The 26,296-nt window shown below is 70.0% G+C and carries 22 protein-coding genes; 7 read left to right on the top strand and 15 right to left on the bottom strand.

Annotation, left to right across the window (positions count from 1 at the left end):
- Window positions 1-40: 40 nt before the first annotated feature.
- The 11 genes from U4Z64_RS13195 to U4Z64_RS13145 all read right to left on the bottom strand — a co-directional run bounded on the left by U4Z64_RS13195 (window position 41) and on the right by U4Z64_RS13145 (window position 10,533).
- On the bottom strand, window positions 41-1,438 hold the full coding sequence (locus U4Z64_RS13195; RefSeq protein WP_321820186.1) for an ATP-binding protein: 1,398 nt from the start codon (window positions 1,436-1,438) through the stop codon (window positions 41-43).
- On the bottom strand, window positions 1,435-2,100 hold the full coding sequence (locus U4Z64_RS13190; RefSeq protein ID WP_321820185.1) for a response regulator: 666 nt from the start codon (window positions 2,098-2,100) through the stop codon (window positions 1,435-1,437). Before U4Z64_RS13190 ends, U4Z64_RS13195 begins: the two co-directional genes overlap by 4 nt.
- 24 nt (window positions 2,101-2,124) lie before the next feature.
- On the bottom strand, window positions 2,125-2,862 hold the full coding sequence (locus U4Z64_RS13185; RefSeq protein ID WP_321809703.1) for a cytochrome b/b6 domain-containing protein: 738 nt from the start codon (window positions 2,860-2,862) through the stop codon (window positions 2,125-2,127).
- Window positions 2,828-3,349: a diheme cytochrome c gene (locus U4Z64_RS13180; protein WP_124485903.1), complete on the bottom strand. Its 522-nt coding sequence runs from the start codon at window positions 3,347-3,349 to the stop codon at window positions 2,828-2,830. Before U4Z64_RS13180 ends, U4Z64_RS13185 begins: the two co-directional genes overlap by 35 nt.
- Before the next feature lie 12 nt (window positions 3,350-3,361).
- A complete protein-coding gene (locus tag U4Z64_RS13175; protein WP_409362223.1) occupies window positions 3,362-3,724 on the bottom strand; it encodes a DUF1924 domain-containing protein in 363 nt (120 codons plus the stop codon).
- Window positions 3,725-4,051: 327 nt separating this feature from the next.
- Window positions 4,052-6,430, bottom strand: coding sequence for a serine hydrolase (locus tag U4Z64_RS13170; protein ID WP_415750572.1), 2,379 nt, complete (start codon window positions 6,428-6,430; stop codon window positions 4,052-4,054).
- Window positions 6,431-6,551: 121 nt separating this feature from the next.
- Window positions 6,552-7,016, bottom strand: coding sequence for a carboxypeptidase regulatory-like domain-containing protein (locus U4Z64_RS13165; RefSeq protein ID WP_124485953.1), 465 nt, complete (start codon window positions 7,014-7,016; stop codon window positions 6,552-6,554).
- A gap of 139 nt (window positions 7,017-7,155) precedes the next feature.
- Window positions 7,156-7,356 (bottom strand): hypothetical protein, encoded by a 201-nt coding sequence (locus U4Z64_RS13160; RefSeq protein ID WP_124485901.1) that lies wholly within the window; start codon window positions 7,354-7,356, stop codon window positions 7,156-7,158.
- 69 nt (window positions 7,357-7,425) lie between these two features.
- The gene (locus U4Z64_RS13155) at window positions 7,426-8,682 is read right to left on the bottom strand and encodes a putative glycoside hydrolase (protein ID WP_321820183.1); all 1,257 of its coding nucleotides are present in this window, start codon (window positions 8,680-8,682) and stop codon (window positions 7,426-7,428) included.
- A complete protein-coding gene (locus tag U4Z64_RS13150) occupies window positions 8,679-9,479 on the bottom strand; it encodes a polysaccharide deacetylase family protein (protein ID WP_321820229.1) in 801 nt (266 codons plus the stop codon). Before U4Z64_RS13150 ends, U4Z64_RS13155 begins: the two co-directional genes overlap by 4 nt.
- Before the next feature lie 118 nt (window positions 9,480-9,597).
- On the bottom strand, window positions 9,598-10,533 hold the full coding sequence (locus tag U4Z64_RS13145; protein ID WP_124570394.1) for a 1-phosphofructokinase family hexose kinase: 936 nt from the start codon (window positions 10,531-10,533) through the stop codon (window positions 9,598-9,600).
- Window positions 10,534-10,749: 216 nt separating this feature from the next.
- On the opposite strand from U4Z64_RS13145, the gene U4Z64_RS13140 reads away from it, so the two are divergent.
- Window positions 10,750-12,546 carry an adenosylcobalamin-dependent ribonucleoside-diphosphate reductase gene (locus tag U4Z64_RS13140; RefSeq protein WP_321820182.1) on the top strand — a complete coding sequence of 599 codons (1,797 nt, stop codon included), beginning with the start codon at window positions 10,750-10,752 and terminating at the stop codon, window positions 12,544-12,546.
- A 52-nt stretch (window positions 12,547-12,598) separates the two neighbouring features.
- Here U4Z64_RS13140 and ftsH read toward each other — a convergent pair whose 3' ends face one another.
- Window positions 12,599-14,506 carry an ATP-dependent zinc metalloprotease FtsH gene (gene ftsH, locus U4Z64_RS13135; protein WP_321820181.1) on the bottom strand — a complete coding sequence of 636 codons (1,908 nt, stop codon included), beginning with the start codon at window positions 14,504-14,506 and terminating at the stop codon, window positions 12,599-12,601.
- Between the two features lie 209 nt (window positions 14,507-14,715).
- Window positions 14,716-15,363: a BON domain-containing protein gene (locus U4Z64_RS13130; RefSeq protein WP_257772294.1), complete on the bottom strand. Its 648-nt coding sequence runs from the start codon at window positions 15,361-15,363 to the stop codon at window positions 14,716-14,718.
- Between the two features lie 378 nt (window positions 15,364-15,741).
- Between U4Z64_RS13130 and U4Z64_RS13125 the strand changes: the two genes are divergently transcribed.
- The 6 genes from U4Z64_RS13125 to U4Z64_RS13100 all read left to right on the top strand — a co-directional run bounded on the left by U4Z64_RS13125 (window position 15,742) and on the right by U4Z64_RS13100 (window position 24,154).
- Complete coding sequence (locus U4Z64_RS13125; protein WP_415750571.1) at window positions 15,742-17,235, top strand: efflux transporter outer membrane subunit; 1,494 nt, start codon at window positions 15,742-15,744, stop codon at window positions 17,233-17,235.
- Window positions 17,232-18,305 carry an HlyD family secretion protein gene (locus tag U4Z64_RS13120; RefSeq protein ID WP_321820179.1) on the top strand — a complete coding sequence of 358 codons (1,074 nt, stop codon included), beginning with the start codon at window positions 17,232-17,234 and terminating at the stop codon, window positions 18,303-18,305. The genes U4Z64_RS13125 and U4Z64_RS13120 overlap by 4 nt, the downstream gene beginning before the upstream one ends.
- Complete coding sequence (rbbA, locus tag U4Z64_RS13115) at window positions 18,302-21,115, top strand: ribosome-associated ATPase/putative transporter RbbA (RefSeq protein WP_321820178.1); 2,814 nt, start codon at window positions 18,302-18,304, stop codon at window positions 21,113-21,115. Before U4Z64_RS13120 ends, rbbA begins: the two co-directional genes overlap by 4 nt.
- 2 nt (window positions 21,116-21,117) lie before the next feature.
- Window positions 21,118-22,242, top strand: a complete 1,125-nt coding sequence (locus U4Z64_RS13110) for an ABC transporter permease (RefSeq protein ID WP_124485894.1) — start codon at window positions 21,118-21,120, stop codon at window positions 22,240-22,242.
- Between the two features lie 153 nt (window positions 22,243-22,395).
- Window positions 22,396-22,581, top strand: a complete 186-nt coding sequence (locus U4Z64_RS13105; RefSeq protein WP_044846572.1) for a DUF2964 family protein — start codon at window positions 22,396-22,398, stop codon at window positions 22,579-22,581.
- A 169-nt stretch (window positions 22,582-22,750) separates the two neighbouring features.
- Window positions 22,751-24,154 (top strand): MBL fold metallo-hydrolase, encoded by a 1,404-nt coding sequence (locus U4Z64_RS13100; RefSeq protein WP_321820177.1) that lies wholly within the window; start codon window positions 22,751-22,753, stop codon window positions 24,152-24,154.
- Window positions 24,155-24,226: 72 nt separating this feature from the next.
- On the opposite strand, the gene U4Z64_RS13095 is transcribed toward U4Z64_RS13100, so the two are convergent.
- The gene (locus tag U4Z64_RS13095) at window positions 24,227-25,267 is read right to left on the bottom strand and encodes a zinc-dependent alcohol dehydrogenase family protein (RefSeq protein WP_124645760.1); all 1,041 of its coding nucleotides are present in this window, start codon (window positions 25,265-25,267) and stop codon (window positions 24,227-24,229) included.
- Complete coding sequence (locus U4Z64_RS13090; protein WP_124485950.1) at window positions 25,264-26,295, bottom strand: bifunctional enoyl-CoA hydratase/phosphate acetyltransferase; 1,032 nt, start codon at window positions 26,293-26,295, stop codon at window positions 25,264-25,266. Before U4Z64_RS13090 ends, U4Z64_RS13095 begins: the two co-directional genes overlap by 4 nt.
- Window position 26,296 lies beyond the last annotated feature (1 nt).

Below are 26,296 nucleotides of genomic sequence, written 5' to 3'. Positions count from 1 at the left end.
GGCGAACGCGTGCCGTCTGACCGGCGGCGTACATGATCGATCAGCGCGCGGCCGCACCGGCTCCATCGGCTGCATCGGCAGGCGGCCACGAAACGGCCACGCGCAGTCCACCGAACGCGGGCGAACGATCCACCTGGATGTCGGCCTCGTGCGCCGCTGCGATTCGCCGCACGATCGACCAGCCGAGGCCGCTCCCGCCCGGCCGGGTTCCCGCCGGCCGAAAGAACCGTTCGCCCAGCCTGCGCAGATCGGCGTCGCCGATGCCCGGGCCGCTGTCCTCGACCCGCAGCACGGTGCGCCGGTCTCGCTGGCCAACGGAAACGGTGATGTGCGCCAGCGGCGGGCTGTAGCGGATCGCGTTGTCGACCAGATTGCGCACCATCGCCGCGAGCAAGGCTTCGTTGCCGGCGACGATGCATGGCGACGGCGCATCGAGTGCCAGCTTCTGCTGCTTCCCGATCGACTGTGGCGCGGCCTCCGCGACCACCCCTTTCGCCAGGGCCGATACATCGACCGGTGCGCGCTCCGCCAGTGCGCCCGCATCGAGACGGGAAAGCAGCAGGAGCTGGTCGACCAGACGCGCCGCGCGGTCGCACCCTTCGAGCACGCCCCGCAACGCATGGCGGCGCCGCTCGTCATGGCGCTCCGCCAATGCAACCTGCGCCTGCGCCTTGACGGCCGCGATCGGCGTGCGCAACTCGTGCGCGGCATCGGCGGTGAATCGGCGCTCCGCGTCCATCACGGCACGAATCCGCTCGAACAAGCCGTTCAGCGCATCCAGCATCGGCCGCATCTCGAGCGGCGTCCGGTCCAGCCGGATCGTGTCGAGCGCCTGCGGATTGCGCTTCGCCAGCGTTCGCCCGAAATCGCGCAGCGGTGCCGTGCCGCGACGAACCGCCCACCCGATGGCCAGCACCAGCAACGGCAACGCAGCCGCCATCGGCCAGAATGCGCTGCGCATGACGGCGCCCAGGATCGCCTTGCGTGATTCGATTCGTTCGCCCACGAATACCTGAACGTCGCCGCGCACGCCGTGCACGACGAATACCCGCCAGGCATTCCCGTCGATCACGACGGTCCAGAATCCGGAGGCCCGATCGCGCGCGGTCAGCTCGGGCGCCACCATCGGCCGCGACGGCGCGTTTTCGGAATGCAGGCCGAGCCGGCCTTCATGAAACACCTGAAAGGCAACACGGGGGCCGTATGGATGAAGGATCGGCGCGTCGATCGCATGGTCGTCGTCATCCGGCCCGCGCGCCTGTTGCGCGACGAGCAGTGCCGCCGCCTGCGCGAGGTGGCCGTCGAGCAGCCGGTCGATCTCGCGCCGCGCATCGAGCCAGGTCAGCAGCAGCGTCGACAGCCAGACAGCCAGGACCACGGCCGGCACGAGCGTCAGCAGCCGGCCGTGCAGCGAGCGAGCTGGCAACAAGGCTTTCATGCAGCGTCCCGCATGAGCACGTAACCCACGCCGCGAACCGTCCGGATCAGCTCGCTGCCGAGCTTCGCACGCAGGCGATGGATGTGCACCTCGACGGCGTTGCTTTCCACCTCCTGCCCCCAGCTGTACAGATACTGCTCGATCTGCTCGCGCGACAGGACCCGGCCTGCATTCAGCATCAGGATGTGCAGCAGGTCGAACTCGCGCGTGGACAGCGCAACGGCCACGCCGGCGCGGCGGGCGGTTCGCGACGCGGGCTCCAGCTCGACGTCCCGCGCATGGAGCCGCTCCGCCGGCCGGCCGTGGGCGCGCCGGACCAGCGCTCTCAGGCGCGCGCCGAGTTCGTACAGGTCGACGGGCTTGACCACGTAGTCGTCGGCGCCCCCGTCGAGTGCCCTGATGCGGTCGGGCACGGCATCGCGCGCGGTCAGGATCAGGACCGGCAAAGCTATGCCGTCGCGACGAATGCGCTGCAGGACGTCCATGCCGTCCACGAGCGGCAACCCGAGATCGAGGACCGCCGCGGCATGCGCATGCGCGCGCAGTTCGCGCTGGGCCGCGTCGCCGTCGCGTACCCAGTCGACCCGGAACCCTTGCTGGCGCAATCCGGCACGGATCCCGTCGCCGAGCAGGACATCGTCTTCCACGAGCAGGATGCGCACGATCGAGCACTCCGCCTGCGGCCGTCAATCGTCGTCCCGGCCCGCCCCGTATCCGGGGCGGCCGGCGTCCGTCGCGACGGGCCGGTCGGTTTGCACGGGCTGCGGCGCCGCGTGCCATTGCGTCCACCACCAGCCGAGCACCGCCGCCGTCATGACGACGGCAATCCCCCACCCGGCACGCCGGATGCCGTCGATCGGCGCGCCGCGCTTGTAGCCCGTCACCATCGCCCGGGCCAGATTCTCCCGATGCACGACGCTGCTGACGAGTACGGCAGCGACGTGTACCGCAACGAGCGCGAGCATCGCGTTCGCCGCGCCTTCATGAAGATCGCCGAACGATGCGCCGCTGCCGGTGTAGGCCGCCCAGCCGGCGACTCCGGTGACGACCGTCATCGCCAGCATGGCGACGATCGCGACCGCGCCGGCCGGATTGTGGCCGACATGGTGTTCCGGCCGGCCTTTCGCCAGGCTCAGCGCGTAGCGGAAAACGGCGGCCGGCGAACGCACGAACGACGAGAACCGCGCATGACGCGTGCCGGCCACGCCCCACACGACGCGAAACGCGACGAGCGCCAGCATCGTGTACCCGAACGCGACGTGCATCAGCCGCCACCGCTCGCTCTCGGCGGTCAGCCACGCACCGGCAAAGGAGACGGCCGTCAGCCAGTGGAATACGCGCAGCGGAGCGTCCCAGACCAGTATCCGCGCGGGACGCGAGCGCTCCGGTTCATCGTGTGCCGGGGATGCGGACGAATCGTTCATCGAAATTTCCTTTGTCTGCCTGCGTATGACATGCGGCGCAATTCGACGGCCGCTTCACGGCGGGGCTGCGCCACACGGACGCGGGAACCTCGTCGTGCGTGGCGGCGAACCATGCCGACCGGGTAATCCGGTCTTCCGGCGGACGGCGAGCCGCGGCGCCCGTCGCCGCGTGTGCCGTCAGCCAGGTTTCCAGTTGCCCGATGGTCGCCGGGTCCAGCGTCGCATCGGTGCCGAAGTGGCGATCGAGACCGTTCACGATGCGGCGCCACGACTCGGCGGGCAGCGCCCCGGGCGGATAGGCGACATGGCAGGTCGCGCACTCCTGCTGGTACCTGGGCAGCAACGGAGTCGCGACGCTCCGCATCTCGTCTTCCGCCAGTGCCGCGCGCGGCAGCAGCGACATCATCAGCATCGCGAGCAGGCTTGCCCGCACATGTCGCAGCGGGGCGATCCTGCCCGTTAAAGTGGTCGAGTCGACGTGGTTCATGATCGTTCGCCGTCAGGGTTTCAGGCTCATGAGCCAGCTCAGGACATCTGCCTTCTCGGCTGCCGAGCATTCGCGCCCGACGACGTCCTTGCAGTTTCTGCGGAACCATTTTTCGGTCCGCGCCTCGTCCGTGAACCGCGCGGGATTGAACGCGGGCGCGAGCGGCTCGATGGTCTTGCCGGTGACGACGTGCCGGCCCGGGCCGGTCGGCGTGCTTCCGTGACAAGTCGCGCAACTCCAGTCGCGCCCATGCCGGGACGTGAAGAACTGCTGTCCCCGCGATGGCGCGGCGCTCGTGCCGGCCTGCGCCGCATAGCCGCCCAGCAGCCGGGCAGGCGTTTCGGCATGGGCGCAAGCCACGACGGCGAACAGCATCGATACGGCAAGGCGCGGGTGACACAGCGTGCGAACGCAACGGGATATCCGCATCGTGATTCTCCTGGGCGATGCGTTCATGTTCGGGCCGGCTCCTTACCGCATTCTTAAGGTTCGGACGTGCGGCCACCGGCGTGCCATTGCATCAGCGCGACGACACGTGAAGTGACCATGAATCGACCGTGGAGACATCGTGCACGCGTCCCGTCGCGCTCGCGATCAGGATCCCGCCGCCGGCTCGTTCACGCTTGACTCAAATCAAGCCTGTCGGGAAAGCAGGATGCATCGGACCGGTGAATCGGGCGCCCGTCGGCGCGCGGCACGGACTCAGTACAGTAAGAACGCCGCCCGTTCGCGCGCGAACGCGGCATTTTGCGCGTCGACGACACGTTCGATCTCGTCGAGCGAGCGCCCCGCCTCCAGCATGTCCGCCACCTCGCGCGAGCCGATCGATGCACGGATCGCATCGATCCGGAACTGCGCCGGATAACGCCGGTGCAGCGCCAGCGCGAGTGCCAACCCGATCTCGCCTGGCCGCGTCGCGCCGGGCACCCGTTCGATGCGGACGCCCTCGCACATCCTGCCGCGATACGGCCCCTCCGCCGGCACGAAGCGAACCGGCGAGAACGTCACGTCCAGCCGCATCGCGCGAAGATCGTCGGCGAGGATGCGCCCGTCGATCCACGGCGCGCCGACCACGCCGAACGGTGTCGCGGTGCCGCGCCCGACACTGACCGCCGCCCCTTCGATGAGCCCCGTCTCCGGGTAGAGCGACAGCGCGGCGCCATCGCGCAGGTTCGGCGATGGCGGCACCTGGCCGAGCCCGGTGTCGCCGAAGCGCATCGCGCGCACGTAATGCGCCATCGGCACCACGGTCAGCGCCGCGCCGACATGCAGGCGGTCGTTGAACAGCCGCGCGAGCTCGCCGAGCGTCATGCCGGGCTGGAGCGGCAACGGGTAATAACCGGTAAACGTGGCCGGCCCGGCATCGGCCACGGGGCCGCCGAACGCATCGCCGCCCAGCGGGTCCGGACGGTCGAGCACCAGCACCGGGCGCTGCGCGGCGGCGCCGGCTTCGAGCGCGTAACCGAGCGTGGCCAGGTAGGTGAAGAAGCGTACGCCGGCGTCCTGCAGGTCGAGCACCAGCACGTCGACGTCGGCGAGTAGCGCGGGCGCGATCCGGCGTCGATCGCCGTAGAGACTGTGAACGACCACACCGGTCGCGGTGTCGAGCGTGTCGCCGAACGTCTCGTCGACGTCGGTGCCGAGCCCGTGCTCGGGTGCGAACAGCGCGACGAGCCGCGCGCCCGGCGCCTGTGCGAGCAGGTCGGCCGTGCGCCGGCCGAACCGGTCGAAGCCGCTGCGGTTCGTGACGAGCGCGATGCGCTTGCCCGCGACGGCCGCGAAGCCGTTCGCCGCGAGCACGTCGATGCCGGCCAGTACCGGCCCGCGCGATACCGGCAACCGGGCGGCCTGCGCGACGGCCGCCGCCATCGCGGGCACGCGCGTCGCGATCCCCGCCGGCGTCACGGGAGCGGCTTCGCTCGATACGATGCCGAGCACGAGCGAGCGCAATGGCAGCGCCGTGCCGGTTTCGTCGGGATACAGCCGGCTCGTGAGCACGACCGCGAAGCGGCGCGTCACGGGATCGATCCACAGCGCCGTGCCCGTGTAGCCGAGGTGTTGCAGCGCGCCGACCGGCGGCAACCGGTAGCGGTTCGCGACGAGCGGCGGCGCGACCGCCCAGCCGGGCGTGTGCAGGTCGCCTTCGGCGTCGAGCGTGGCCGCTGTCTCGAGCGTGGCGACGCTGCGGCGCGCCAGCACGCGCGCCGGGCCGAGCGCACCACCGTTCAGCAGCATGCGCGCGAAGCGCGCCAGATCGTCCGCACTCGCGAACAGGCCCGCATTGCCGGCCACGCCGCCCATCGCGGCCGCGACGGGATCGTGCACGCTCCCGCGGAGCGGATGGCCATCGCGCACGGCGGTGGGCGCCACGCGCGCGAGCAGCGGTGCTGGCGGCCGGAACGCGGTGCTCGCCATCCCGAGCGGCGCGAACACGTGTGCGGCGCACCACGCGTCGAGCGGCCGGTGCGACACGCGCTCGACGATCTCGCCGAGTGTCACGTAGTTGACGTCGCTGTAGCGCACCCGTGTGCCGGCCGGCGCACCGGGCGTCATCGCGACGATGTCGGCCAGCACGGCGGCACGGCTGCGCAGCGCGCGGGACGACGACACGCCGGCCGGCAGCCCCGACACGTGCGCGAGCAACTGGCGGATCGTGATGCCGGCCTTGCCGTGCGCACCGAACGCGGGCCAGTAGCGCGCGGCCGGCGCGTCGAGGCTCAGCATGCCGCGCTCCGCGAGCTGCATGACCGCAACCGCCGTCGCCACCGGCTTGGTCAGCGACGCGAGATCGAAGACGGTATCGGCCGTCATCGCCTCGGCGTGCTCGCCCGCCACGCGCAGGCCGCGCGCGACGCGTACCCGCACGCCGTCCGCATCGCCCGTCACGACCACCGCGCCGGCAAGATGGCCGTCGGCGATCTCGGCGGCGATCGCCTCGTCGATCGAGACGGCCTGCCGCTGTGTTGCGGGCATCCCGGATTCCGCGCTTGCACCGGCCGGCGCAAGCGCGAACAGCAGCGCGCCGGTCAGCGCGGCAGCGCAGCGGGATCGTAGCGATCGAGCCTGTTCCACTGCATTCATTCCTTCGTGCCGGCCGCATCGGCGGAGTCGAGCCGCGCTCGGAGAACCGCCGCGCCGATGGCGCGAGCGCCGCGCATCGCCGCCTCGCCGGTCCTGATCGAAAGCGCGACTGGCGTGCCGGTTATTGCGGCGATGCGGAACAATCCGCACACAGACGCATAGCGCCTTGCCGTTCGGGGTCGTGCCAGTAGAAGCGCACATCGACGGCGCCGCGCGCCGGTACGACGACGTGCCGGACTTCCTGGACGGCCCTGTCGTGCGCGGACACGGTATATCGCCCCGGCGGCACGCGCGCGAACAGGAACGGCCCGTTCGTGTGCGCGTCGAGAAGCGTCGCCTTGCCGGACGACAGCGTGACGTCGACATCGGAAAGATAATGGCCCCGCTTCGACGCGAACGTGATCCGCAGGTTGTAGCGAGGCGCGACATCGCGAAACGCGGTGACCTCGTCCTGGCCGATTCCGCCGGTGATATAAGCGACACCGTTGCGCATGATCGGCTCGGTCGACGTTTCAGCCAGCGCGTTCGCACCGATATTCAGCAGGCAGGTTGCGAGCAGCAGCATCTTCACGGTTCCGGTCCACATCTTCACTCTCCTGATCGAGCACGCATGGCTGCAATGCCGCCCGTCCGGTCGCGGAACGTGTCGCGTGCGGTGACGTCGCTCGTTCGAGTCGACGACGCTGTCAGCGTCGCGCGGAACGCCGATTTCCCGTTGACTCAAGTCAAGTGCGCGCCTGTGGAAGCCGGACGAAGCCGGCATGCGCACGCCCCCACCGTTTCGCCTGCGCGATCGCGATGCGGATCGCGCTGCCCTCGGCACGCCCCTGCCGCAGCAGCGCGTTGGCAATCCCGATCGCCTTGCCGCGAACCGGCAGCGGCAGATTCCGCATCGAAGGCGGATAACGTTCGTCATTCCACGGCATGATAGATTCGCGTCCTGCGCGCCATGCGCCATGCGCCTTTACGCGTTCGCGCCGCTCCGCACGTGCCGCTCAGCGCGGCAACGCGGCAGGATCGTAGCGATTGCGCGGATTCCACAGCATCCAGCCGTCGGTGCCCTCCGCGTCGGCCGCGTCGACCTGCGCGCGAATCTCGTCGGCATCGAACGGCCGGCGATCGAACGCATAGTCGCGAAACGCCTGGAGCCACGGCCGAAACCGGACACCGTCCAGTCCGGTCCGGCGCTTCGCCTCGGCCAGCGACCGCGACACGATCTCGCCCGGATGCTCGGTCGGCTTGCGGCAACCGGGCAGGCCCCACGTGAAGCCGGACGGATACAGCATCGGCGACACATAGTCGACGACCGGTCCGAGCGCGTCGAGCCGCTGCCCGATCGCGGTGTCGTCTGCATTCCAGCAGACGTACCCGAAGATGTCGGCCGACATGTACAGGTTGTACGGCCGCAGCCGTTCGCGCGCGCCGGTCAGGAATCCGGTGATCGCCGCGACCCGGTTGGCCTCGGTATTGGGCTCGCCGAACCGGAGGCCGTTGGCGTCGGGAAAACGCAGGTAGTCGAACTGGATTTCGTCGAAACCCATGCGGGCAGCCTCTTCGGCGACATCGTAATTGTGTTGCCAGGCCGCGCGCGACGTCGGGTCGATCCAGCGCTGATGCTCGCGGTCCTGCCAGATGTCGCCGGCCGCGTCGCGCACGGCCCACTCGGGATGAGCGCGCGCCAGCGCGTCGTCCTTGAACACGACGATGCGGCCAATCACGTAAAGACCGCGCGCGTGGAACGTCCGCAGCAGGTCCGGCAGATCGGGCGGATGCACGACGGCGACGGCGGCATGGTTCGCGGCACCCGAGATTTCACGCGCCAGGCTGCGATACGGCGTCACGCCGCTGTCGCCCTTCACGTCGATGACGAGCGCGTTGATCGCCGTCTTGTCCTGGAGGGACAGCGCCGCCTCGCGCAGCGTGCGATCGGCGACGCCATAGGCGGACAGATAGACCGCCTTCGGACGCACGGGCGTCATCCGGATCGTCTGCGCGACCCCGGCCGGCGCGAGCGTGACTTCGGTTCGCGCGTAGCCCGGCGCACGCACGCTCAGGCGCGTGCCCGCCGCGTCGATCTCCAGTGAAAACGCGCCGTCGCGATCCGCGGTCCGGTTCACGCCCGACGCATGCCCGATCGCGCCGGCGAGCGGGTGCCCGTTCGTGGCGTCGACGACGGTGATCGTGACGGGCGCCGCCCGGGCAGCGAAGCCGGCGAGCGACACGAGAAGACAGATGATCAGGCGTTTCATCACGGCTGACTCCCGGCGGTTCTCAGCAATCCGTTCATGCATCGTGTGTCGCAGTCGTCCGTCATCAGATAGCGCGGCAGTGCCATTGCCGGGTCGGTGGCACGAACGGGGCGCGCGTCGAGCGTGAATGCCGCGACGTAGCCTTCGCGTGCGGCCAACTGGTCGGTCTGTTCATCATGGACGCCGAACGGCCAGGCCAGCAGCCTGACCGGCTCACCGGTTTCGGCCTCGAGCCGTTCGCGGGACCGGCCCAGCTGGAACGACACGAAGCGCCGGTAGTCGTCCGGCGTGAGCCGGGCGCGCTCGGTGCGGAAATTCGGATGCCAGTATGTATGGGACTCGATGTCGAACCCGCCGGCCCGCCCGAGCGTGCGCAGCTGGTCCCAGGTCATCGCATAGCCGGCGTTGGAGATGGCGGATGGATAGATGAACAGCGTGACCGGCATCGGATGGGCGGCCAGCAACGGGCGCAGCACGTCGTAGACGGAGCGATGACCGTCGTCGACGGTGATCGCGACCGCCCGCGCCGGCACGGCATCGGCCTGGCCGTCGTGCCAGCGCACGACGTCGGCGAGCGGCACGATGCGGTAGCCGTTCGCCTCGATCGCCTGCAGCTGGTGCCGGAAGGTTTCGGTACGCACCGTCATCGAATCCAGGCGCGCGGTGGCGAACCGGTGATAGACCAGGATCAGCACACGCTGCGGGGGCGAATCGACGGTCGCGACGTCGGCGGACGAAACCGGCGACGCGGCCGACAGCAGGAGCAGGCTGGCGATCAAGGCGGTCAGGCGAACGGCCATGGCGGACCTCGTGGAATGGCTGCCCCATTTTTCGCGATGGCGGCGCGCAATCCGCTGAGCCAGATCAACGATCGATCGCGCGTCGATGCGATCGTGCATGCGTCGGGCCGCCTGGACGTCAGCTTGCCTGCGCAACCAGTTCGGCATGAATCCGCTCGACGTCGTCGCGCGTGCAGAGCGCCGTGCCCGGATGCTCGACCGAGGCGGCGGATGCCGCCAGCGCATAGCGGCACGCATCGTCGAACGGCACGCCGCGCGCCAGCGCCCAGACCATGCCGCCGACGAAACTGTCGCCGGCGCCGACCGTGCTGCATACCGCTGCCGGCCTGCCGGGCAGGCGCAGCGCGCGATCGCGCGTGACGACCCAGGCGCCGCGCGCACCGAGCGTCAACGCAACGATGTCGGCCTGCCCGCGCGCCACGAGTTCGCTCGCCTTGCGGCCGGCCGCCGTGTCGTCGAGCGGTTCGCCGGCCAGCGCACTCAGTTCGCCGAGGCTGGGCTTCACGAGATGAACGCCGGCCTCGAGGGCCGCTTGCAGCGCCCGGCCCGCCGCATCGACGACCACCCGGCTTCCTCTTGCCCTGGCCGTGCGCGCGAGCGTCGCATACAGGTCGTCGGGCGCGCCGGGCGGCAGGCTCCCGCTCAGCACGAGATAGCGCGGCGCCGGCTGCATGGCGTCGATGCGGGCCGCGCAGTCGCGCCACTCGGCCTGCGTGACCAGCGGCCCCGGCATCACGAACCGGTATTCGCGCCCGGTCGCGGTCTCGCTCACGCAGACGTTCTCGCGCGTCTCGCCGGCGATCCGGACGCGCACCGCCGGCAGGCGCTCGGCTTCGAGCAGCAGCGTCAACACGTCGCCGGTCGGCCCGCCGGCCAGGTACAGCGCGACGCAGTCGCCCCCGAGCCGGTGAATGGTTCGGGCGACGTTGATCCCGCCGCCGCCGGGGTCGCGCCGTGGCCGTGTACAGCGCAGCTTGTGGGTATCGACGATGTGCTCGACCGAGGTCGAGACATCGACGGCAGGATTCAACGTGACGGTAACGATATCGGTCATGGTGCGTCGCTCGCAGTCGATGGCAGGCGCGCCGGGTGGCCGCGTGGCGATTCGCGGCCACCGCGGCGTGCCGGCCGTGGCTCCACGTTACGTTCGACGCCGGCCGCGGCGTTGACCGCCATCAAGCGGTGCCGCGAAAGCGCCCGGTTGCGTTCGATCAACGACACGTTCGGGCAGGCGCCTACATTGAGTCATTCGTCGTCGCCGAGCCCCGCCATGGACGAGCAGCCGCTTTGCAGCACCGTGTTCGCCGAGCGCTATGCGCAGCCCGGCGACACGTCTCGCGCGGCCGTCTTCCATCGCGTCGCCCGTGCGCTGTCGCTCGCCGAGCCGGCCGAGCGCCGTGCGCAGGCGGAGCGCACGTTCTTCTTGAACCTGCAGCGCGGTGCGATCGGCGCGGGCCGCATTCTCGCGAATGCCGGCGCGGACCACGGCGGAACGATGGTCAACTGCTTCGTCCATCCGCTCGCGATTCCGGCCGACGCCCCCGTGCACGCCCTCGACACGGCGCTCGCGCATGCGCTCGACGACGCCCGGGTCACGCTGCTGATGGGCGGCGGAATCGGCTACGACTTCTCGCCGGTGCCGCCCGCCGACGCGTACGAACGGCGCCTGTCGTCCGGACGCGGCGCGTGCGCGGCGCTCGACCGCTTCGATGCGATGTGCCGGGCGCTGCCGTTCACCGGCCCGCGCCGCGGCGCGCAAATGGGCGTGCTGCGCTGCGATCATCCGGATCTCGTCGCGTTCGTCGCGGCCAAGCGCGGACGCACGCGCTGGCCGACGTTCAACCTGTCGGTCGGCGTCACGAACGCATTCATGGAGGCGGTCCGGCACGACCTGCCGTGGGCGCTCTTCCACCACGCGCCACCCGCCTGCACGTCCGGCGCGTCGCCCCGGCTGCCCGACGGACGCTACCTTTACACAACGGTGCCGGCCCGCACGCTCTGGCACGCGATCGTCACTGCCGCGCGCGACAGCGCCGAACCGGGGCTGCTGTTTCTCGACACGATCCGCGCCGCGAATCCGCTGCGCGAGCACGAGCGGATCGACGCGACGAACCCGTGCGGCGAGCAGCCGCTGCCGCCCTACGGCAGCTGCGTGCTCGGACCGATCGACCTGTCGCGGTTCGTTCTGCACCCGTTCGGTGTCGACGGCGAGCCGCGCTTCGATTTCGCGACGTTCGCCGACGCGGTGCGCATCCAGGTCCGCATGCTCGACAACGTGCTCGATCTGACCGCGTGGCCGCTCGCCGCGCACGAGCACGAAGCGCGCCGCACGCGCCGCATCGGGGTCGGCGTGACCGGGCTGGGCGACGCGCTGACGATGTTGAGGCTGCGCTACGACCGCGCGGAAGCACGCGCGCTTGCACGCAGGATCGCGCTCGCGATGCGCGAGCATGCGTTCGCCGCGTCGGCCGCGCTTGCCGCCGAGCGCGGCGTCTTTCCGGCCTACGACCCGGCCGCCTATCTGAGCGGCCCCGCGTATCGAACGCTGTTGCCGCTGAAGGTGCATCACGCGATCGCGCGGCACGGGCTGCGCAACAGCCACCTGCTGTCGTTCGCGCCGGCCGGCAGCGTGAGCCTCGCGTTCTGCGACAACTGTTCGAACGGAATCGAGCCGGCCGTCGGCTGGACGCAGCGCCGCATGGTCCGCACCGCGGACGGGCGGGTCCGGCCGTTTCGTGCGGAGAATCACGCTTACCGGCTGTTTCGCGCACTGCATGGCGACAACGTCAGGCTGCCGGGCTATTTCGTCACGGCGGCGGATATCGCGCCGGCCGATCACGTCGCGATGCTCGCGGCGCTGCAGCCGTGCGTCGACGCCGGTATCTCCAAGACGGTGACGATGCCCGGCCAGTGTTCGCTCGCGGCGGTCGACGCGCTGTTCTTCCAGGCGTGGCGCGAAGGGCTCAAGGGCATCACGATTTTCCGGCCCGATCCGCGGCTCGCGTCGGTCGTGACCGATGACGCGTCGCACGCGCGGCGCGGCGGCCCGGTCTGCATCGGCTGTTGAGCGATGTGATGGCCTGTGGCAGGCGTCCGGCGCGATCGCGGCGGTCGTGTCTTCAGGCGGAGACGCCCGTGGTCGTTTCCGCGCCGGCTTCCGCCGGCCGGGGCGGCTCGCCGTCATCGCCCGGCGGCATGATGAGCGCCACCAGCATGTCGTGATCGATCGATTCGTGCTGCAGCAAGCTGCGCGCGATCCGTTCGAGCGCGTCGCGGTGCGCGCCGAGCGTCGCCGTGACGCGCGCATGCGCGTCCTCGAGCAGCCCACGCACCTCTTCATCGATCAGTTGTGCCGTGTGCTCGCTGCAGCGGCCGTCGCCCGGCGTCCACACGCCCGGCGCCCCGCCCTGGCGTGCGCCATCGTCGAGTGTCGCCAGGCCGATCTTCTCGCTCATCCCGTACTGCATCACCATATGACGCGCCAGCGCGGTCGCGCGGTCGAGATCGTTCTGCGCGCCGGTCGACACGTCGCCGAACGCGATTTCCTCGGCCACGCGTCCGCCGAGCAACACGTCGAGCCGGTCGAGCAACTCGCTCCTGCGCAGCACGTAGCGATCCTCGGTCGGCACCTGCTGCGTATAACCGAGCGCCGCGATCCCGCGCGGGATGATCGACACCTTCTTCACCGGATCGCAGTGCGCGCGGCTTTGCGCGACGAGCGCATGCCCCGATTCGTGGTACGCGATGGTCAGCTTTTCCTGTTCGTTCATCACGCGGCTCTTGCGCTCCATGCCCGTCATCGCGCGATCGATGGCTTCGTCGAAATCAGCCATCCCGATCGCGGGCTTGCCCAGTTCCGCCGCATGCAGCGCCGCTTCGTTGACGACGTTCGCGAGATCGGCGCCGACGAAGCCCGGCGTGCGCTGCGCCAGTTCGGCCAGGTCGACTTCCGGCGCGAGCTTCACGCGCTTCGTATGCACGGCCAGGATCTGCTTGCGTCCGGTCAGGTCCGGCCGGTCGATCGCGATGTGCCGGTCGAAGCGCCCGGGGCGCAGCAGCGCGGGATCGAGGATCTCCGGCCGGTTGGTCGCGGCCATGATGATGACGCCGGAATTGGCCTGAAAGCCGTCCATCTCGACGAGCAGCTGGTTCAGCGTCTGCTCGCGCTCGTCGTTGCCCGACATCAGGCCGACGCCGCGCGCCTTGCCGAGCGCGTCGAGCTCGTCGATGAACACGATGCACGGCGCGCTCTGCTGGGCCTGCTCGAACAGATCGCGCACGCGCGCCGCGCCGACGCCGACGAACATCTCGACGAACGCCGAGCCGCTGATCGTGAAGAACGGCACCGCTGCCTCGCCGGCGACCGCGCGGGCGAGCAGCGTCTTGCCGGTGCCGGGCGCGCCGACGATCAGCACGCCCTTCGGGATCTTGCCGCCGAGCCGCTGGTAGCGTTCGGGGCTGCGCAGGAACGCGACGATCTGCTGCAGCTCGGCCTTCGCCTCGTCGATGCCCGCGATGTCGTCGAACGTGATGCCGGTTTCCTTCTGCATGTAGACGCGGGCGCGGCTTTTGCCCATGCCGCTCAGATCCCGCATCCCGCCCGGCCTTCGCATCATGAAATTCCAGATCAGGACGAAGCCGATCAACGGGAAGATCCAGGTCGCCAGCGTCCCGATCCAGCCCGTATCCGTCGCGCCGCGGTAGCGAATCCCGGCAGTCGTCAGCGCGGCGACCAGCCCTTCGTCGCTCACCCGGTTCGTCGTGAAGCGCCACGGCGCGCCGGCCTCCTTCACGCCGGCCGCGTCGGACGCGGGCAGCGCGGCGCCGGCTTGCGGCATGCGCAGCGTGCCCAAGATCGTCGCCGGGCCGATCTCGAGATCGTCGACGAGCCGTGCGTCCACCAGGCGGTGAAAATCGCTGTAGGAAATCGACGTCGACGCCGGCTGGCGCGCCAGCAGTTGAACCGCGACCAGCACGGCGAACGCGACCGGAATCAGCAACCCGGAGTAGTCGAATGATTTTTTCACGGGGTCGAACCTCTCCGGCAGGCCAGCATCCGCTCACGCATCGTCGCGCTTCCAGTGCGCACGCAGCACGTCCTCGCCGTCGCGACGGTCGAGACGACCCTTCGTATGCGGCTGCATGTGCCTGTCGCGGCGCAGATGGTTTCGCCGGGGCCGGAATGCGGACGGTTCATCGCGGCTTCTCCTGGTAACGGACCATGCAGGCAAGCCGGTCAGGCGACGGTCAATTGGTCGACGACCTGCCGAACGCCCCTCACCGACCCGGCCGCGCCGCACGCGGCGCGCCTTTCGGCCAGCGACGCGACCGTGCCCGTCAGCGTGACGATGCCGTCGGTTGCATCGATCGAGATTCCCGCGGTTTCGCGCTGCGCGCGGCGCGCAAGCGCCTCGGCGATCCGGGCGCCGACGTCGGGCACCGTATGGTCGGCACGCACCCGGATGCGGTTGGCCACGCCGACGACGCCGATCATCCGGCTCACCATCGCTTCCGCCGCGCGGCTCTGATACGCATGATCGACTTCGCCGTCGAGCGTCACGCAGCCGTGATCGACCTCGACGCTGATCTTGTGATCGCGCAACGCCTCCTGCCAGCCGAGCGCGAACGTGATCGCGATCGCCAGTTCCTGGTCCGCGCACGCGTTCTCCGGCGGGGTGACGTTCAGTTCGAGCACCAGCGCGCGCGCGTCGGCGACGTGCAGTGCCGTCTTCTGCGCCTCGAGCTTCTGCGCCCAGCTGTCGACCGTGCCGCGCAACGTCACGATCCGGTCGTGAACCTCGACGTCGATCCGGCGCGCCTCGATCGCCGGATTCCAGAACAACGCCTGCTCGACATCCTGCTTGAGTACTGCATCGGACTTCATGTCGGTCTCCCGTCGGCCCGTGCCGGCCGCATGCCTGCGAGCGAATGCGTGCCGCACCGTGTTCAGCATCGCGCACGGCCGCGCCGGCGGCTTGACGAGGATCAATCAACCGCGGGCTCGCGACGGACGTTGCCGCACCGGGCGTGCCGCCCGTGACAGGCATTGCGCGGCCCGGTCCGGCTCGCCGTCGCGAAAGCGTCCGACGCATGCTCCGGCACGCGCGTCAAGCGAGCGGCCCCTCGAAACGCATCCCCGCCCGAGTGACACAGATCAAGGGGAAACCCGGTAATCGTCGGATATAAGTGAATCCGAAGCGGCGACGCCCCGCGGGCGGCGCCATCCCGAATTCCCGCATTTCCGTATTCGACGAGGCATTCCATGCGCGCTGCCGCGCCTCCCGTTCGCTGTCATCCTGCCGTCGTGCGGCGCATGCGTGCCATTGCGCTGGCGGCAGGCATGGGGCTGCTGTCGGGCTGCCTGTCGCTTGCGCCACCGGACGAGCGTCCCGCCGCACCGATTCCCGCGTCCTTTCCGGAGCCGTCCGCCGACGCGACACCCGCGGCGCCCGTGCCCGACTGGCAGGCTTACTTCGTCGACCCGCGCCTGCGCGCACTGATCGGCCAGGCGCTCGCCGACAACCGGGATCTGCGCGCGGCGGTCGCACGCGTCGAGCAGGCTCGCGCGGTGTACGGCATCCGCGGCGCGGATCAATGGCCGACGATCGGTGCGGGCGCGGCCTACGCGCGGTTTCGCACGCCGGGCGGCTTTCTCACTCCGGTGCCCGTCATCGGGCAGGTCTATCAAGTCCAGCTGGCCGAGACGCAATGGGAGATCGATTTCTGGGGCCGCGTGCGCAACCTGAAGGAAGCAGCGCTTCAGCGCTACCTCGCGAGCGACGCAGCCAGGCAGGCGGTGACGCTGAGCGTCGTCACCGGTGTCGCGGACGCGTATCTGACCCTGTGCGAGATCGACGAACGCATCGCGCTGACCCGCGCGACGATCGACACCCGCCGCGAATCGCTGCGGATTTTCCGGCTTCGTCACGCGGCCGGCGCGATCTCGCGCCTCGATCTCACGCAATCGGAGATCCTGCTGCAGCAGGCGGAATCGCTCGGCGTGCAGTTGCAGCAGGCCCGCGCGACGGCAGCCGATGCGCTGGCGTTGCTCGTCGGTGCGCCGCCGGCGCTGGGCGCCACGCCGCTCGCGCTCGACGACGGCGCGGTGCTGCCGTCGCTAACCCCCGGCCTGCCTTCGTCGCTGCTGACCCGGCGCCCGGACGTGATTGCGGCGGAGCGCGAACTGCAGGCGAGCCGCGCGAACATCGGCGCGGCGCGCGCGGCATTCTTTCCGCGCATCGCGTTGACGAGTGCGATCGGTTCGGGAAGCAGCGCGCTGCACGACCTGCTGTCGTCGGGGGCCGGCGTGTGGTCGGTGATTCCCAACGTCACGCTGCCGCTCGTCGACGGCGGCCGCAACCGGTCGAATCTCGCACTGGCGCGCGCGCAACGCGAAGAAGCGCTCGCCCGCTACGAGCAGACGCTGCAGCGTGCGTTCCGCGACGTGTCGGATGCGCTCGCCGCGCGCCATTGGCTCGCCGACCAGGTCGCCATCGAGCGCGCCACGCAGGCGTCGCAGGCCGGGCGGGCGCGCCTCGCGAAGCTGCGCTACGACAGCGGGGCAACCCGCTTCCTCGAGGTGCTCGATGCGCAGCGGGACCTGATGAACGCCGAGCAGCAGCTGGTCACGACCCGTCGTGCGCTGCTGTCGAGCCGCGTCGCGCTGTACGGCGCGCTCGGCGGCGGCGTGATCGACACCGGCAAGACTGCCGCGGCAACGGCGCCCCTTTCGACAGACTCGGACAACACACCATGAAAACCATCCCGCGCCCTCTTCTGATCGGTGCCGGTGCGGCCGTGCTTGCGATCGGCCTCGCGTATTACGGGTGGACGCGCTGGCACGACGGCCAGGCGGATGCGGGGCTCGTCAGCGGCAACGGCCGCATCGAGGCGACCGAAATCGACGTCGCGACCAAGCTGCCGGGGCGCGTCACCGCGATGCTCGTCGACGAAGGCGACTTCGTGACGGCCGGCCAGCCGCTCGCACGCATGGACGTCGTCGTCCTGCAGGCGCAGCTCGACGAGGCACGGGCGCGCGAGCAGCAGGCGGTGAACACTGCGGCGAGCATCGACGCGCAGGTCGCGCAGCGCCGCAGCGACAAGGCCGCGGCCGCGGCCGTCGTCGTGCAGCGGGAAAGCGAGCTGGACGCGGCCACGCGGCGGCTCGCGCGGTCCGAAACGCTGTCGCGCGACGGCGCGTCGTCGATGCAGGAACTGGACGACGATCGCGCGCGCGCCGGCAGCCTGCGCGCGACCGTGAACGCCGCGCGGGCCCAGGTGCAAGCCGCTCAGGCCGCGATCGACGCCACGCAGGCCCAACTCGTCGCGGCACGCTCGGCCGTGACGGCCGCGCAGGCGACCGTGGCGCGCGTGCGGGCCGACCTTTCGGATAGCGAACTGACCTCGCCGCGCGACGGGCGCGTCCAGTACCGGATTGCCGAGTCGGGCGAAGTCCTGCCGGCAGGCGGCAAGGTGCTCAACGTCGTCGACCTGTCCGACGTGTACATGACGTTCTTCCTGCCCGAAGCGGTCGTCGGCCGGGTCCCGCTCGGCGCCGACGTGCGGATCGTGCTCGATGCGGCACCGGAATACGTGATTCCGGCCCGCGTGTCCTACGTGTCGAGCACCGCGCAGTTCACGCCGAAGACGGTCGAAACGGCCACCGAGCGGCAGAAGCTGATGTTCCGGGTGAAGGCACGCATCGATCGCGACCTGTTGCAGCGCCACCTGAAGCTCGTCAAGACCGGATTGCCGGGCGTGGCGTGGCTGAAGACCGACTCGCACGCGGGCTGGCCGGATCGCCTCGCGATCAGGGTGCCGCAATGAAAGCGGCGCCGCCCGTCGAGACGGATGCCGGCGCGACCGGCGCTGCGCCGGTGTCGGCCGATCCGGGCTGGGTCGCACGGCTGTCCGGCGTCTCGCTGCGCTACGGCGACACGGCCGCGCTCGACGACGTGACGCTCGATATCCCGGCCGGCCGCATGATCGGGCTGATCGGGCCGGACGGCGTCGGCAAGTCGAGCCTGCTCGCGCTCGTTTCCGGCGCGCGCGCGATCCAGCAGGGCCGCGTATGGACGCTCGACGGCGACCTGTCGTCGCGCCGCCATCGCGCGCGCGTGTGCCGGCGCATCGCCTACATGCCGCAAGGCCTCGGCCGCAACCTGTACGCGACGCTGTCGGTCGAGGAAAACCTGCAGTTCTTCGCGAGACTGTTCGGCCACGATGCGGCGGAGCGGCGCCGAAGGATCGACGCGCTGACGCGCAGCACCGGCCTGCAGCCGTTCCTGGACCGCCCGGCCGGCAAGTTGTCCGGCGGCATGAAGCAGAAGCTCGGCCTGTGCTGCGCGTTGATCCACGATCCCGACCTGCTGATCCTGGACGAGCCGACGACCGGCGTCGATCCGCTGTCGCGCGCGCAGTTCTGGGAGCTGATCGGCCGCATTCGCGCCGCCCGCCCGGCGATGAGCGTGCTGGTCGCCACCGCGTACATGGACGAGGCCCGCCGTTTCGACCGGCTGATCGCGATGGACGCCGGCCGCGTGCTGGCAACCGGCAGCCCCGGCGAGCTGCTCGAGCGCACCGGTTGCGACACGCTGGAAGCCGCGTTCATCGCGCTGCTCCCGGAGGCGCGCCGGCACGGACACCAGCCGGTCGTGATCGCGCCGTTCCAGGCCGATCGGGCGGCCGGCTACGCGATCGAGGCGGACGGGCTGACGATGCGGTTCGGCGATTTCGTCGCGGTCGACCACGTGAGCCTGCAGATCCGCCGCGGTGAAATCTTCGGCTTTCTCGGCTCCAACGGCTGCGGCAAGTCGACGACCATGAAGATGCTCACCGGCCTGCTGCCCGCATCCGAAGGCACCGCAACGCTGTTCGGCCGGCCGGTCGCCGCGAACGACATCGACACGCGCCGGCGCGTCGGCTACATGTCGCAAGGGTTTTCGCTCTACGGCGAACTGACCGTCCGGCAGAACCTCGTGCTGCATGCGCGCCTGTTCGGCGTGCCGGAGGCGGACGTGCCCGCGCGCGTGACCGAAATGGTCGCGCGCTTCGGGCTGGCCGACGCCCTCGACGCGCTGCCCGAGCGCCTGCCGCTCGGCATGCGGCAGCGGCTCTCGCTCGCGGTGGCGATGGTGCACAAGCCCGAACTGCTGATCCTCGACGAACCGACGTCGGGCGTGGATCCGGTCGCGCGGGACGACTTCTGGCGGCTGATGATCGAGCTCGCGCGCAACGATCGCGTCACCATCTTCATTTCGACGCACTTCATGAACGAGGCCGCGCGCTGCGACCGCATCTCGCTGATGCATGCGGGCCGCGTGCTCGCGAGCGCCGCGCCCGAGGAACTGGTGCGCCTGCGCGGCGCCGCCACGCTCGAGGACGCGTTCATCGGCTACCTGAGCGACGCGCAGAAAGCGGATGGCGCGGACGGTGCGCCGGCCGATGCGCGGTCCGACGCCGGCTGGCTCGCCGCGCCACCCGCGGCGGCCGGCGGCGGTCGTGCGGCGGCATGGTTCAGCCCGGCGCGCGCCGGCAGCTATCTGTGGCGCGAAGTGCTGGAGCTGCGACGCGACCCGTTGCGCGCGACGCTGGCGCTGTTCGGCTCGCTCGTGCTGATGTGCGTGATCAGCATCGGGATCAGTCTCGACGTCGACAACCTGACGTTCGCGGTGCTCGACCGCGATCAGTCGATCCTGAGCCAGGACTATGCGCAGAACCTCGCCGGTTCCCGCTACTTCGTGCCGCGCGCGCCGCTCGCCGACGACCGCGACATCGAGCGCCGCATGCGCAACGGCCAGCTGTCGCTCGCGCTCGAGATCCCGCCCGGTTTCGCGCGCGACGTCGCGCGCGGCCGCCGCGTGGAGATCGGCGCATGGGTCGACGGCGCGATGCCGATGCGCGCGGAGACGATCCGCGGCTACGTGGCCGGCATGCACGAAAACTGGCTGCGCGACCAGGCGAAGCGCCGGCTCGGCGTGTCGCTCGCGCCGGCCGTCGACATCGCGATCCGCTATCGCTACAACCCGGACGTCAAGAGCCTGCCGGCCATGATTCCCGCGATCATGCCGATGCTGCTGCTGATGCTGCCCGCGATGCTGACGGCGCTCGCCGTCGTGCGGGAACGGGAGCTCGGGTCGATCGTCAACCTGTACGTGACGCCCGTCACGCGGGCCGAATTCCTGCTCGGCAAGCAGGCGCCGTACGTGATGCTGGCCATGCTGAACTTCCTGCTGATGGTCGTGCTGGCCGACCTCGTGTTCGGCGTGCGGATCAAGGGCAGTTTCGCGACGCTGGCGGCCGCGGTGCTGATCTTCAACGTCGTGGCCACCGGCATCGGGCTGTTCGCCTCGACGTTTACCCGCAGCCAGATCGCCGCGATCTTCATGACGATCGTCGGCACGCTGATTCCCGTCGTGCAGTTCTCGGGCCTGCTCACGCCGCTGTCGTCGCTCGAGGGCAGCGGCAAGTGGGTCGGCACCGTCTATCCGGCCACCTACATGCTCGCGATCAGCCGCGGCGTCTACAACAAGGCGCTGGGGCTGGCCGACCTGTCGTCCCAGTTCTGGCCGATGCTCGCGGCCGCGCCGGTCATCCTGGTCATGACCGGCGTGCTGCTGCGCAAGCAGGAGCGCTGACCATGTCGCGCCTGCTCGTCATTTTCCGGCTCGGGGTCAAGGAACTGTGGAGCCTCGCCCGCGACCCGATCCTGCTCGCGCTGATCGTCTACACGTTCAGCGCGTCGATCTACGTCGCGGCCACCGCGCGCCCGGAAACGCTGCACAAGGTGCCGATCGCGATCGTCGACGAGGATGCGTCGCCGCTGTCGGCGCGCATCGCGGCGGCGTTCTTCCCGCCGCAGTTCGCGCCGCCCCCGCTCGTCGACGCCGGCGCGGCCGATCGCGGGCTCGACAACGGCGACTACACGTTCTCGCTCGACATTCCGCCCGACTTCCAGCGCGACGTGCTCGCCGGCCGTCACGCGACGGTCCAGCTGAACGTCGATGCGACCCGCATGACGCAGGCGTTCACCGGCGGCGGTTACGTGCAGCAGATCGTGTCGGGCGAGATCGATGCGTTCGTGCGGCGCCAGCGCGGCACGTCCTTGCCGCCCGTCGATCTCGCGATGCGGATGCGCTTCAACCCGAATCTCGACGAAGTCTGGTTCGGCGCGCTGATGGAACTGATCAACAACGTGACGATGCTGTCGATGATCCTCACCGGCGCCGCGCTGATTCGCGAGCGCGAGCACGGCACGATCGAGCATCTGCTCGTCATGCCGGTGACCGCGGCGGAAATCATGCTCGCGAAGGTCTGGTCGATGGGGCTCGTCGTCGCGGCGGCGGCCGTCGCGTCGCTGACGTTCGTCGTGGGCGGCGCGCTGCACGTGCCGATTCCGGGATCGGTACCGCTGTTCGTGGCCGGCATGGCGCTGCACCTGTTCGCGACGACGTCGATGGGGATCTTTCTCGCGACGCTCGTGCGCAGCATGCCGCAGTTCGGCATGCTGCTCGTCCTCGTGCTGCTGCCGCTGCAATTGTTGTCGGGCGGCCTGACGCCGCGCGAAAGCATGCCGCCCGTCGTGCAGGACATCATGCTGGCCGCGCCGACCACGCATTTCGTCGAACTCGCGCAGCGGATCCTGTATCGCGGTGCCGGGTTCGATGCGGTGTGGGCCCAGTTCGCGGCGCTGTTCGCGATCGGTTGCGTGCTGTTCCTGCTGTCGCTGACGCGGTTCCGCAAGACGATTGGTCAGATGACTTGAGCGGGACGTCGATTCCGTGATGCCGGGATTCGTCGGTTGATACAGATCAATCGCGCCGGCGCGCGGCACGCGATCATGGCACATGTCTTGCGCAACCGATGGCATGCGCCGACGGCAACGCCGTCCACGGCGGCCGCTTCCCGGGAGAACGTCATGATGGGCCTGCGATACCGAAACGCGTTCGCGACGCTCTGCGTATTCATCGCGCTCGCATCGCTGCTGGGCGTCGTGCATGCGATGCTGATCGACGAGCGGGTCGTGCCGTACGCGATCGTTGCGCTGGTGTCGGGCATCGTGGCGTTCGTCGCGCAGCTGGATCCGGCGCCGCCCGGGCGTTAGCGGCACCGCCCGGACGCATTGCATTCGGGGCATCGCAAGCGGCATCTTACGCGTCGCGTTCAAGCCGTTCGTCATCGGAATCCCGCCATTCGTGATTTCGGTCAACCGCCGCGCGCGCGTTCGGGATGTAATCGACTTACTGTTCCGTCGACTCCCGGGGAGGCAACCCATGAAACTGACTTTTCTCGGTGCGACCGAAACCGTGACCGGCTCGAAATATCTGCTCGAGCACGGCGGCCGGCGCGTCCTGGTCGATTGCGGCCTGTTCCAGGGGACCAAGAACCTGCGGCTGCGCAACTGGCGCGCGCTGCCGTTCGCGCCCGACACGCTGGACGCGGTCGTGCTCACGCACGCGCATCTCGATCACACCGGCTATCTCCCGGTGCTGGCGCGCGAAGGCTATCGCGGGCCGGTGTACTGCACGGCGGCCACGGCCGAACTCTGCGACATCATGCTGCGCGACAGCGCGCGGCTGCAGGAGGAGGAAGCCGACTTCGCGAACCGGCACGGTTATTCGAAGCATCATCCCGCGCAACCGCTCTACACGCTGGACGACGCGCAGCGCGCGCTGCGCCGGCTGCAACCCGTCGCGTTCGACGAATGCACCGCGCTGGGCGGCAGCCTGTCGTTCCGCCTGCTGCCGGCCGGGCACATCCTCGGCGCGGCGAGCGTCGTGATGCACTGGGATCACAAGGTGCTCGCGTTCTCCGGTGACCTCGGCCGGTATCACGACCCGATCATGCAACCTCCGCGCCCGCCCGCGCATGCCGACTACCTGGTGGTCGAATCGACGTACGGCGACCGGCTGCATCCGGCGTCGGATCCCGAAAACGAACTGGCCGGGATGTTCGACAAGACCTTCGCGCGCGGCGGGGTCGTTGTGATGCCCTGCTTCACCGTCGGCCGCGCGCAGGAGATCCTGCACTACATCGCGCGGCTGAAGGCGGCCGGCCGCATGGCGCGCGTCCCGGTGTTCGTCGACAGCCCGATGGCGACGGACGTGACCGAAATCTATCGCCACCATATCCTCGAACACCGGCTGACGGCCTCCGAAGCGAATGCGCTCGGCCACGCGGCCACGATGATCCGCTCGGTCGAGCAGTCCAAGGCGATCGCCGAACACCACGGCCCGATGGTCATCATCGCCGGCAGCGGGATGGCGACCGGCGGGCGCGTGCTGCATCACCTGAGCCGCCATGCGCCCGATGCGCGCAACACGATCGCGCTGGTCGGCTACCAGGCCGCCGGCACGCGCGGCGCGGCGCTCGCCGCGCACGAGCCGACGCTGAAGATTCACGGCGAGTACGTGCGCGTGCGCGCGCAGGTCGAGTCGATCACGACGCTGTCGGCCCATGCCGACTACGAAGAGATCCTGAAGTGGCTCGGCACGATGCAGGGCGCGCCCGTGCGGACCTTCGTCACGCACGGCGAACCCGCTGCCGCGGATGCGATGCGCCGGCGCATCTCGGAGCGCCTGCATTGGCCGTGCGAGGTGCCGACCTACGAGCAGTGCGTCGATCTGGACGCGATTGAATCAAACAACACGCAGGAACCCACCGCGCTGTCGTCCTGACTGCCGGCGCAGCGCCGGCCGCGCGTGACGGGCGGCGGAAGCACCCGGTTTCCGCCACGCGCGGCCCGGCATTCAGCCGATTTCGATGATGACCTTCAGCGCGTGGGTCTGCGCGGCCCGCCCGAACGTGTCGTACGCGCTTTCCACGTCGTCGAGCGAGAACCGGTGCGTGATCAGGCGCGCCGGATCGAGGCGCCCGGCGCCTACCGTCTTCAGCAGCATCGGCGTGCTGACCGTGTCGACGAGCCGCGTCGTGATCGAGATGTTGCGATCCCACAGCTTCTCGAGGTGCAGATCGGCCTTGACGCCGTGCACGCCGACGTTCGCGACGACCCCGCCAGGCGCCACGAGCGCCGTGCACATCTCGAACGTCGCCGGAATGCCGACCGCTTCGATCGCGCAATCCACGCCCACGCCGTCGGTCAGCTTCATCACTTCCGCAACCGGGTCGCCGCCGTGGCCGTCGATGCAGTCGGTCGCGCCGAAGCGCCGCGCGACCTCGAGCCGGTTGCCGTCCGGGTCGATCATGATGATCCGCGCGGGCGAATAGAACTGCGCGGTCAGCAACGCCGCCAGCCCGATCGGCCCCGCGCCGACGATCGCGACGGAGCAGCCCGGCTGCACCTTGCCGTTCAGCACGCCGCATTCGAATCCGGTCGGCAGGATGTCGGACAGCATCACGAGCGCGTCCTCGTCCGCGCCGGCCGGAATCCGGTACAGGCTGGTCGGCGCATGCGGGATGCGCACGAACTCGGCCTGCGTGCCGTCGATCCGGTTGCCGAGGATCCAGCCGCCGGTCGTGCAATGCGAATACAGTCCGCGGCGGCAGTACTCGCAGCGGCCGCACGACGAGATGCACGAAATCAGCACGTGGTCGCCCGGCTTCAGCGAATCGACCGCCGCGCCGACCTGCTCGACGATGCCCACGCCTTCATGGCCGAGAACGCGGCCCGGCTCGCACGTCGGCACGTCGCCCTTGAGGATGTGCAGATCGGTGCCGCAGATCGTCGTGCGCGTCACGCGGACGATCGCGTCGGTGGGCGACTGCAGTTCCGGTTTGGGCCGCCGTTCGAGCGCCTTGCGCCCGGGGCCGTGGTACACGAGTGCTTTCATCGCAATTCCTCCATCGAAAGGGGGGCCTGTTCAGGCATCGGGGCGGCGTCATGCCGGACTTGCGCCAGCAACACCGCGAGCGCGCAGGACGCGACCCGGACGGCGACGCCGTCGGCGCGGCTCGTCAGCACGATCGGCACGCGCGCGCCCACGACGACGCCCGCGTTCGCGGCGCCGCCCAGGTATTCGAGCTGTTTCGCGAGCATGTTGCCCGCTTCGATATCGGGCACGACGAGGATGTCCGCACGGCCGGCAACCGGCGAGTCGATCCCCTTCTCGCGTGCGGCCCGTTGCGATATCGCGTTGTCGAACGCGAGCGGGCCGTCGACGACCGCCCCCGTGATCTGCCCGCGCTCGGCCATCTTCGCGAGGGCCGCCGCGTCGAGCGTCGAACGCATCGCCGGATTGACGGTCTCGACCGCGCACAGCACCGCGACGCGCGGGCGCGCGACGCCCAGCGCATGCGCGACGTCGATCGCGTTCTGCGTGATGGCCGCCTTCTGCGCGAGATCCGGTGCGATGTTCACCGCGGCGTCGGTCAGGATGAACGGCCGCGGATACGCCGGCGCCTCGATCAGGAAGCAGTGAGACATGCGCTTGTCGGTGCGCAGGCCCGATTCCGCGGCGACGACGGCCCCCATCAGCTCGTCCGTGTGCAGGCTGCCCTTCATCAGCGCGCCGGCGCGGCCCGACGCTGCGAGTGCCACCGCGCGGGCCGCCGCGGCGTGGCTGTGGGGAACGTCCTCGATCGTCCATTTCGCGAGATCGACGCCCGCCTCGCTCGCCACGCGCAACACCTTCGCGCGCGGCGCGACGATCAGCGGTTCGATCGATGCACCCAGCGGCGACGCGTTGAGCGCGGCAAGCGCGACGAGGCTGGCCGTGTCGCACGGATGCACGACGGCCACCGTCAGCGGCGGCGCATGGCGCGCACGCGCGATCAGGGCGGGCAGTTCGCCGTCCGCGCGCGGCAACAGGCCGGGCAGGCACGCGCCGGCGGACGGATCCGGATGCAGGTTCAGGTTCATA

The sequence above is a fragment of the Burkholderia sp. BCC1996 genome, from assembly GCF_905339955.1.
In the GTDB taxonomy this organism is placed as follows: Bacteria; Pseudomonadota; Gammaproteobacteria; order Burkholderiales; family Burkholderiaceae; genus Burkholderia.
The sequence above is the reverse complement of the archived record's forward strand: the minus strand, read 5'-3'. Positions and strand labels throughout refer to the sequence as shown.

What these genes read in the sequence shown, in the direction of transcription:
- U4Z64_RS13140 (WP_321820182.1), top strand. Translation starts at nt 10,750, where the DNA reads ATGGACGAGCAGCCGCTTTGCAGCACCGTGTTCGCCGAGCGCTATGCG.
- U4Z64_RS13195 (WP_321820186.1), bottom strand. Translation starts at nt 1,438, where the DNA reads ATGAAAGCCTTGTTGCCAGCTCGCTCGCTGCACGGCCGGCTGCTGACG.
- U4Z64_RS13130 (WP_257772294.1), bottom strand. Translation starts at nt 15,363, where the DNA reads ATGAAGTCCGATGCAGTACTCAAGCAGGATGTCGAGCAGGCGTTGTTC.
- U4Z64_RS13180 (WP_124485903.1), bottom strand. Translation starts at nt 3,349, where the DNA reads ATGAACCACGTCGACTCGACCACTTTAACGGGCAGGATCGCCCCGCTG.
- U4Z64_RS13110 (WP_124485894.1), top strand. Translation starts at nt 21,118, where the DNA reads ATGTCGCGCCTGCTCGTCATTTTCCGGCTCGGGGTCAAGGAACTGTGG.
- U4Z64_RS13120 (WP_321820179.1), top strand. Translation starts at nt 17,232, where the DNA reads ATGAAAACCATCCCGCGCCCTCTTCTGATCGGTGCCGGTGCGGCCGTG.
- U4Z64_RS13105 (WP_044846572.1), top strand. Translation starts at nt 22,396, where the DNA reads ATGATGGGCCTGCGATACCGAAACGCGTTCGCGACGCTCTGCGTATTC.
- U4Z64_RS13160 (WP_124485901.1), bottom strand. Translation starts at nt 7,356, where the DNA reads ATGCCGTGGAATGACGAACGTTATCCGCCTTCGATGCGGAATCTGCCG.
- U4Z64_RS13170 (WP_415750572.1), bottom strand. Translation starts at nt 6,430, where the DNA reads ATGAATGCAGTGGAACAGGCTCGATCGCTACGATCCCGCTGCGCTGCC.
- U4Z64_RS13145 (WP_124570394.1), bottom strand. Translation starts at nt 10,533, where the DNA reads ATGACCGATATCGTTACCGTCACGTTGAATCCTGCCGTCGATGTCTCG.
- U4Z64_RS13100 (WP_321820177.1), top strand. Translation starts at nt 22,751, where the DNA reads ATGAAACTGACTTTTCTCGGTGCGACCGAAACCGTGACCGGCTCGAAA.
- U4Z64_RS13165 (WP_124485953.1), bottom strand. Translation starts at nt 7,016, where the DNA reads ATGTGGACCGGAACCGTGAAGATGCTGCTGCTCGCAACCTGCCTGCTG.
- U4Z64_RS13125 (WP_415750571.1), top strand. Translation starts at nt 15,742, where the DNA reads ATGCGCGCTGCCGCGCCTCCCGTTCGCTGTCATCCTGCCGTCGTGCGG.
- U4Z64_RS13090 (WP_124485950.1), bottom strand. Translation starts at nt 26,295, where the DNA reads ATGAACCTGAACCTGCATCCGGATCCGTCCGCCGGCGCGTGCCTGCCC.
- U4Z64_RS13095 (WP_124645760.1), bottom strand. Translation starts at nt 25,267, where the DNA reads ATGAAAGCACTCGTGTACCACGGCCCCGGGCGCAAGGCGCTCGAACGG.
- U4Z64_RS13150 (WP_321820229.1), bottom strand. Translation starts at nt 9,479, where the DNA reads ATGGCCGTTCGCCTGACCGCCTTGATCGCCAGCCTGCTCCTGCTGTCG.
- U4Z64_RS13185 (WP_321809703.1), bottom strand. Translation starts at nt 2,862, where the DNA reads ATGAACGATTCGTCCGCATCCCCGGCACACGATGAACCGGAGCGCTCG.
- U4Z64_RS13175 (WP_409362223.1), bottom strand. Translation starts at nt 3,724, where the DNA reads ATGCTGTTCGCCGTCGTGGCTTGCGCCCATGCCGAAACGCCTGCCCGG.
- rbbA (WP_321820178.1), top strand. Translation starts at nt 18,302, where the DNA reads ATGAAAGCGGCGCCGCCCGTCGAGACGGATGCCGGCGCGACCGGCGCT.